Annotated in this window: 6 protein-coding genes; all 6 read right to left on the bottom strand. The window is 44.7% G+C overall.

The genetic code is table 11. From position 1 onward, the window contains the following. On the bottom strand, positions 1-938 hold a 938-nt coding region (locus V7Q33_RS22805; protein ID WP_333821415.1), incomplete at its 3' end, for a patatin-like phospholipase family protein. A 137-nt stretch (positions 939-1,075) separates the two neighbouring features. Continuing rightward, complete coding sequence (locus V7Q33_RS22800) at positions 1,076-1,837, bottom strand: Gldg family protein (protein ID WP_333821414.1); 762 nt, start codon at positions 1,835-1,837, stop codon at positions 1,076-1,078. A 153-nt stretch (positions 1,838-1,990) separates the two neighbouring features. Further along, positions 1,991-4,027, bottom strand: a complete 2,037-nt coding sequence (locus V7Q33_RS22795) for an ATP-binding protein (protein ID WP_331979390.1) — start codon at positions 4,025-4,027, stop codon at positions 1,991-1,993. Positions 4,028-4,048: 21 nt separating this feature from the next. Then, positions 4,049-5,671, bottom strand: coding sequence for a tetratricopeptide repeat protein (locus tag V7Q33_RS22790; RefSeq protein WP_333821413.1), 1,623 nt, complete (start codon positions 5,669-5,671; stop codon positions 4,049-4,051). 15 nt (positions 5,672-5,686) lie between these two features. Further along, entirely contained in the window at positions 5,687-6,631 is a 945-nt protein-coding gene (locus tag V7Q33_RS22785; protein WP_333821412.1) for a PorP/SprF family type IX secretion system membrane protein, read from the bottom strand. Between the two features lies 1 nt (position 6,632). Beyond that, positions 6,633-8,372 (bottom strand): HYR domain-containing protein, encoded by a 1,740-nt coding sequence (locus V7Q33_RS22780; RefSeq protein ID WP_333821411.1) that lies wholly within the window; start codon positions 8,370-8,372, stop codon positions 6,633-6,635. Positions 8,373-8,803 lie beyond the last annotated feature (431 nt).

Genomic DNA, 8,803 nt, shown 5'->3' with positions numbered 1-8,803 from the left:
CTTGTAACGAATAACGATGCAAGTGCTGCATTTATGGGCGTGTAGTTATCACGTGCTTCCTGCGCACCTTTATTGTAGATCTCTTTTAGTCTTCCGTGATCGGTATCGTAAGTTGATTTCATGACGCGCGGGAGAAAAAGTTTGGTGCTTCTGATTCCTTTCCGCTGGCAGATGTCATCGATCTGAAACTCATCGTTCTTGGAGATTTCAACATTGGTGATATCAACGTAACGACTCAGGATGGAGATTACGTTTTTGTCATCGAACTCTTCACTCAGGACTTTAAAATCCTCCGGGCGGGAAAAAATGGAAACGCTTTCATCAAACTGATCTTTAAATTCACTTTCACCCAATACAAAAGCCGTGGCAATATGATCGCGCACGCCACCATCAAATAAATAAACAGGATCGCCTCCTATGCTGGTTTGAATACCATTGGTAAAAATAGGGATTGACGATGATGCATTGACGAGCCGCGGAAATTCAGCATAGCTTACCGCTTTATCTTTCAGGTTAATATACTTGCGTCCGCCGGTAATAAAATCGACCGCGCCTACAATGCAGACTGCTTTACCCGGATCATTCTGATAGTCGAGAAACTCACTTTCGGAGACAACCGATTGAACCATTTTCTCCAGGTTTCCCTGTCTGCCGAGATAGGGTTTACCGGTAATGGCACGCCAGATACTGCCGAGCGTAAACGAACCATTTTCCTTTACGGGCTTCTGACTAAAGAAAGTATCCAGCGTTAAGTTTAGAACCAGTTCCTTTACTTTATCAAATTTACCCAACGCGAGTGGTACTGCGAGGATAGCACCCGCAGAGATGCCCGATATAACATCCGGCTTATAACCTTTTTCCTTTAAAAGAACCTCAGCAGCTCCAAAGAGGCCGGCAATCTTGGTACCGCCTCCGGAAATTCCCAAATGTTTTTTCATAACCGATGATTTACAGAAACACAGAACAAACAAAAAAAGCCCATCTACCGCCTGTTCAAGCGATCGATGGGCCCTATGCCTACGAATATAGTAATTTCTATTTTTCTGTCAACAATTCATTTAAATTAAATACATAGTTACTTCAGCAGCCACCTGAATGCATCTCCCATAAACTCGCTGCACTGGTAATTATTAACGCCTTCCCAGCTGGTCATGTAAAGCGACACCATCCCCTCTCCCATGGCTATAATTTTACCGCCGTTCTTCACCGTGGTGAAGCTGGCAAAAGGATATTCCTCACTTTGGATGCTATAGCAGAACGGTGTGCCACCCGTGAGCTGTCGGGCGCCATGATAAGGTATGGATAAATCTTTTGACACGACAGCACTTGCTTTTGCCCGGCCACCCGATTGTTCTATTGGACTGTCTTTACCAAACTGTATGTTATAGGGACGCAGAATATCATTTACATTGGCTTGCTCGAGCGTAGACCAATAGTCTGCATCCATTACCAATAACAACGCCCCGCCCTTCTGCACATATTGCTGAATGGCTTTCACTTCGTCTGCATCATATTGGGCTGAAGGTATATGAATGAATAATACATCGGTTTTACTTAATGTAGCCGGTGTAAGCTTGCCTTTTGTATAGCTTACATCCGCATTAAGTGCAGTGGCATTCTTTACCAGTTCGCCATTCAGATATTTGATGCGCTCCACCTGGTCGGCCTTCTTATCGGTGGGAACTGCCGGATCAAACCAGAATATTTGTCCGTGGGAAACATCTACCAGTATATGTTGCCTTGAAGCTGCCGGCTGTGCCGCCAGCCAGAGCGATGTAAACATCAGACTACATGTGCATACCGCACGTGTAACCATTTTTACAGTGGTAATTTTCATAGCGGGAATGTTTGATTCAAACCTATGTTATTCAACGATGATGCCAGGGTAAATCGGGTTACCGGGTATATTTTCGCATCATTTGTTCTTTATAGTGTTCGATTATGAAAAATATTGTTCGGGTATGAACCAATATACGCATATCTTTATCTCTCACGCAAGCTCCAGCATGGCAGTTTTAGGAACCTCGCTCGTCAATGAAGTGATGCGCTCTGTATTTACCGGAATGGTTACGGTGAATAAAGTATATACCGAAGGAACCGTCTCAATGTCGATCGTACCGCGTAATACTTGTATTGATTTCGAAACAAGGTATAATCCCAGTCCATTGCCTTTGGAATGTTCACTTCCTACAAAGAACATATCCCATAATTTCAGCTGAACATCTTCCGGTATACCAATACCATTATCGCGGATGCGGATAACAAGACGATCGCGTTCCATGTTTGCCTGTACATTTATCTTGGGTTTATTATTGGGCTTTATGCTGGAAAAAAATATAGCATTATCAAACAGGTTGTATAAGATTGTATCAACAAGTGCCGGATAAGAACAGAACGAAAGATGATTCGGAAAATCGAACGATACATCAACACCACGGTCGCTGATCATGTCTGCAAACTCTGACTTCAGCTGCTCAACCTTTGTTGCAAACTGAATGCTGGAATAGTTACTCGGTTGGTTAATCTCATTGATAACCCGCAGCTTCTTCAACATACGATCCATGCGCATGGCTGTGCCTGACATTTTCTTCACCAGGTCGGGCAGCTCCCCCGTTTCACTATAAAGCGCTATATTACATAACCCCAGAATAGAACATATAGGCGTCCGCAGGTCGTGCGATGCCCGGTATAAAAAGATATCCATCTCGCGATTGGCATTGATCAACAGGCGCGTTCGCTCCGACACAAGTTCTTCCAGGTTTTCGTTCATGCGCCTGATGGCTTCGTTGGCGAGAATAAGATTTTTCTTTTGCTGTTCCAGTTTCATGCGCAGGTAAAACAAAAAGATTACGAGTATACCAAATACCAATGCCACTGATACTACAATGACTATCTTCTGTCTGAACGCACGCTGTTCCTGCATTCGCTTGCTTTCACTGAGCTCCAGTTTTTGCTCCAGTGATTGAATATCAAAGAACGATGACTTGAGCGATGACAGAATGATTCGATAAGCAGACAGATTTTTATAAAACTTGTCTTCGTTTTCTGCCAACACGGTTTCCAGCAGGTTGAGATCATTCAAAAGCTTGTCGCGTGTGGATTGATCCAGGCTGGATGCTCCTCCTGCAAGCTTTCCGTTAATGATCTCAATCTTCTTTTCAAAGTCAAGACGAAGATCATCCAGCAACTCATTTTCATGGCGTGCCTGTGCCAGAAGATTGGCAACATCGGTACGTACAAAAGATGAGTCTGATATTTTACCAATGAAGCTGTGCTGTTCTTCACCTTTTAGCTTCTGAACCAGCTCGTGAAATTTAGCATCCACTTTTCGCTTCACATCATCGGGCAACGCAGCTATTTCTGTATTTTTAAATACGGCATAGAATACTGTAAGCGATCGGATGGAATCCAACTGCGATATATCGAAGTTGGCCAGTATATCTTTACTGGAATTATTATCAACAACTGCGGCCTTCTTCTTTAACAGCGGCTCCACAACAAGCATCCTGCCGTCTTTGGATGATACGAGCTGAAGTACCTTATGTCCTGCTATGGTAAACTGCGCTGCCTGTGGCATCTCTTCATGAAGTGCCAGCGGGAATGTAGCTATACCTTGTGCGTTGGTAACCGATTCGGTAGGCTTCATTCCCTGAAAGGTTACTGTAAGACCGGCCAGCGGCTTATGATCCGGTGCTACAACGGTGAGGGTAATATTCTTATAACTCTTCTTCCTGACAATAATGGATAATATACCCTTACTGTAGTTCCAGGATTCAGCCTCCAGTGCTTCTTCCTGTATCTTTATATTTTTAGGCGGAAGGTCTTCCACCGGAACTTCATAGAAGACACCGGCTTTATCATCAATGCTAATATACTCTTTTCCGTTTATAGCGACATGTATATGCCATACGGGGCTTACCTGCTGATCAAAGGCTTTGATCTGGATCAGGTTCTTTTCCTGCGACTTTGCCGGAAATGAGATTGCCACAATAAAGATTAATGCTATATAGATTTTATATTCCGTCATACACCCTTTCATTCATAGTCGTTATTTGATGAGCGTATTGGTAATACGCTTAAATGAGTTCTTGACTACTACCATTTCATACCTATTTTCTGTAGTCTTTCGTTTCGAAAGTTCAAGACCAACAAACACTTCTTCTCCACTTTGCCTGTCAATTACCTTGATGCGATATTGACTTGAATATGGAATTGTAAGTGTAAAGGCTCCTGTTTCGTCGGTAGATGCTGTGCCTACCGATATATTGCGCAGATTATCAATAAGCAAGAGCTGTGCATGCGGAAACAGCTTTAATTCTGTAGAATCCTTCCAGCTTTCTTCCTTGTATTTCAATATACCGGCTATAACAAGCGGGTAATTTTGCAGGTCTATAGCGAGCTCGTATACATCATCGTTATTGTTGAGTCGGTTGGACGTCAGGAAGCCGTGCGTTCCACTTTCGTCCAGGTATATGCCGAAGTCGTCAGCATTTGTATTTACCGGGTAGCCTATGTTGGTAACTTCACCAAAACCCGATGGGATAACAGCCGCCTTAAAAACATCGAGGCCGCCCAATCCCGGGTGACCATTGGAAGCAAAGTATAATGTATTGCCGGCATCTATAAACGGAAAGCATTCATCACCGGATGTATTTATAGTTTCTCCCAGATTTACCGGTTTTGTCCATTGGTTGTTAACGAATGTAGACTTATATAAGTCCTTCCCTCCGGCTCCACCGCGCATGTCGGATGAAAAATATAGTGTCTTCTCATCCGGAGTGATGGCAGCATCTGTAATGGAATATTCTGTACTGTTATAAGGAAATGATCCGGTTATTGTCCAGCGGCCTTCACGAAGCTCGGCGAAATATAGCTGCAGGGTTTGTTTTCCCTTTTTCCGGGCAGAGATACCCGAAGCTATATAGAGCATCCGGTGTTCGCCATAGAATGTTACCGGCCCTTCCTGAAGTGCAGCGTGCAGCTCGTGGCAATATCGTACAGGTGTTTCGTAGCGTATACTGATCTGCCCCTGCAAAGTATCGGTCACCCGTTTGCTATAATACACGCGGTACAACGGGTCTGCATTGTTGCGTGCATGAAGGATCATCCCCTTCTGTGGGCGATTGGAAACAAACACAATACCACGATTATAGGGCACGGCAGCCAGCTCTCCGGCAGGAGAATTTATATCCATTCGTTTTACCGTATAGTGAATGGAGTCTTCATAGAGATACGCACGGTTCTTAAGCCGCCATATTTTCCGGATTGCAATCGGGTCAGACGGATTGGCTTTGAGATATTTTTGATACCAGCCTATAGCCTGATCGTATTGTTTCAGCGTGCAGAGTATTTCCGCATACTGGTACATGTCTGTCGGGGGCAGCGGCTGTTCCAGCGCCAGCGCCTGCCTGTACCACATCCCGGCTTCTTCAGGTTGGTGGATGCGATAGTACGCACGTGCCAGCTGGAGACACACTTCATTGTCGTGTTGTGGCAGCGCACGGTACAGCTCAATTGCTTTTTTGTATTGTTCCTGCCGGAAATATTCATCGGCTTGTGATGAACTGGTCTTAAAGATGGAGAAAACTGTTTCCTGGCCAAAGCTCAGATGAGTTGCCGCCATGGCAACAAAAAAGAGACCTGTGTACTTGATGGCAGCATATAAATTCATAAGCAGATTAAAAAATCAACGGGGCGATACCGCGTTGTGTTTAGTATACTTAAATATATAGTTCAGCATGAGCTCGTGTGCTCCGCGGCTGTTGCGCGAAACGGGCCCCGTGCCATAATCATACGAATAGCCTAATAATAGCTGCGGCGTAACTTGTGCCTTGAACAGGAAATCAATCGACTCCTGTTTTCTGTACGACAATCCTAATGCTAACACCTTCCTGATGAGCAGGCAGGCGTTCACATCATACGATACCGGTATACCTTGCATATATTTAACCAGAACACTAGGTTGAAGATCAAGCATAGCATCGAGTGCTATAGTATACCGGGCGAAGAGAAAATATTGTGCCTTCCGCCACGCTACCGTAACGGAATCGCTTATCGATATTTTATGAGGAATCACCTCCGGCGCTGACAGCCCAACTTCAATTTTGCGACTCTTGTAGTACAATCCTGCCCCGGTGGTAAAGGCCGTGCTGGATATACTTCCATTGGCAAGCCTGGGATCATACGCCGGGCTCGTGGTGATGAGACCGCTATAGTCTGACCGGTATATATTTACTCCTGCCTGTAACCCCATCGACAAATATGATTGATCAGTCATCTGTATCCGGTAAGCGTAATTTCCCTGGAAGCTCTGGTTCCGATGCACGCCAATTTTATCGTTGACAATCGATATACCTACACCGGTGTGACTATCCGCGAATCGAGTATGTGCAGAAAGCGTTTGTGTTACCGGCGCGCCATCAACAGCAGACCATTGGCTTCTGTTTAAAAATGTAAGACTCAACGCTTCATCATAACCGGCAACGGCAGGATTAAGAATAAGGCCATTGAACATGTACTGCGTAAACTGTTCTTTTTGCTGTGCGAAAGCAGCATCGGAGGAAATCAACAGGCAATACAGGACTGCTATGGTACGAATCGGGAAAAACGCTACGGTGCCGATGCTCTTCATATCACTGGATTAATTCAACAAATCCTTTTTTCTCCACCCACGCCTCGCCAGCATGAACCGATACAGTAAAAAAATAAGTGCCGGTTGGCACCAGCCTGCCACTGGTATCGCGGCCCGTCCACACGGTATTGCTGTTATTATAATTGGTTGCACTATAGATAATGCTGCCCCAGCGATCTACGATAACAACTTTATTGGAATGGTACCTGTCGATATTCCCGATGAACCACTCATCGTTCACACCGTTACCATCAGGTGTCAGAAGCTGTGGAATATTGAGCGCTATACTTTCAAGTTTTACAATTATAGGGAAACTGCAGGTGACTATATTACCCGATTGATCGCCGGCGGTATAGGTAACAATCGTTGTTCCTAACGGAAATGCAGTTCCCGGCTGGTGCGAAGATGTAAGACTCACATCCTGGCAGGAACCGGTAACAACCGGGGGCTCCCATGTAATGACAGCCGGCTCTGAAGTATCCGTAATAGTCTGAATAATGCTATCCGGACATGCGGTAATAACAGGCGGTATTGTATTCTTTACTGTTACCTGAAATGTAGAAGTGGTAGTGTTACCCGCCTTATCTTTGGCAGTATACGTAACGTTGGTGGTACCCACCGTAAACTCGGAACCCGGCTTGTGGGTAGCTGTAATACTAACGCCATCACAATCCGTAAAGGCGGGAGCTTGCCACGAAACAGGAGCCTTACAATGTGTAGTGGTAACGAGTATATTATCAGGCTTGCTTGTCACCACAGGTGCCACATCGTCTTTTACAGTTACATTGAATTTACATTGTGTACGGTTGCCGGCATCGTCTCTTGCGCTGTAGGTAACTTCCGTAGTTCCGATATTAAACTCACTGTTTGGATTATGCGAACTGGTCACTGTCACCGCACCGCAGTCTGTAAATACAGGAGGTATCCACGTTGCTTTTCCTTTACAATTACTACCGGCTGAAACAATAACATCAGCGGGGCAATTAACGGCAACAGGATCTGCTTTATCCTGTACCGTTACCCGGAAGCTGCAAGTCGTTACGTTATTAGCATCATCTGTAGCCGTATAGGTTACCCGGGTTGTGCCGATTGGAAAAGCTTCGCCCGGAGACTTTGTACTGGTAACATTTTTCAGATTGCAGTCCGTGGCCTGAGGTTCCTTCCAGGTAACAATAGCAGAACACGATGCCGTTGCCGGAACTATAATATCGGAGGGGCAGCCTGTAATAACCGGAGCATCGTGATCTTCTGCTCCTTCTTTACAGCATAGTGTGCCCCCGTTCTTGCTGGTGGCACTGATAATCCTGAACAAGCCTAATTGTTCTGCAGGATCGAATTCGAGTGAACAGCTAACCGGGATATCGGTGCTATAATTACCATTGACAAAAAGAGATATATTATTACCGGAAAATTTTCCATTTGACTGACCTGATACCGTAAATACTTCCCCCGGTTGAAGCGTCTTGATAAAAACAGTGCCTGAATTATCGCGCACTGTCACCAGCCCAGTAATTAATCCGGTATATCGCAGGGTTAAACTTGAAATACCGCCGGCACAGGGCTTGCAATCCGAAGAGGCCGGGCAGTTGCATGACTGCTGTGCATCCGTTTGCCAGGTTACAGCCAGCAACAATAGCGAAACTATACCTGTTCTGACAAAACACTGTGTGCAGTCGGGCATAGAGATATAGTATGCCCGCAACAGGCGCTCAAACGTTGATTTAGGCAGGAGAATATTCATACAGTCTACACTAGAATATATATAGTCATGGTATATATTCCACGAAAAGATACAGACTTTTTTATTGAAAGATGCGCTACTGCCTTACAAATATAGCAGCAAACACCATGTTGAGTATAATTCTCTACGTTAGTAAAAATCAAATTTCGATGGCATGATTATTTAATACCGAAATCCGCTTCAACGGACTGTCTATTGAACGATTGGTCGGTAAATATTCACAACTTCTCCCGCCTTATGTTCAATCGATAATAATATTGAAAGATATAAAAAAGGTCCCGGGTTTTCCCGGAGTCTGACTAATAGGTAATATAAATATAAACGGTATTCGTTTCGTGGCATCCCTTCATTGGGGGGATGATCATTGATCGTGAGCAGTCAGAGAGTGTTTGCTTACCGTAATAAATACAGCCAGCGGATAACCTGCTTTT

It is taken from the genome of Ohtaekwangia sp. (assembly GCF_036786105.1).
Taxonomy (GTDB): Bacteria; Bacteroidota; Bacteroidia; order Cytophagales; family Cyclobacteriaceae; genus Ohtaekwangia.
This window is presented reverse-complemented; position numbering and strand designations above follow the sequence as displayed.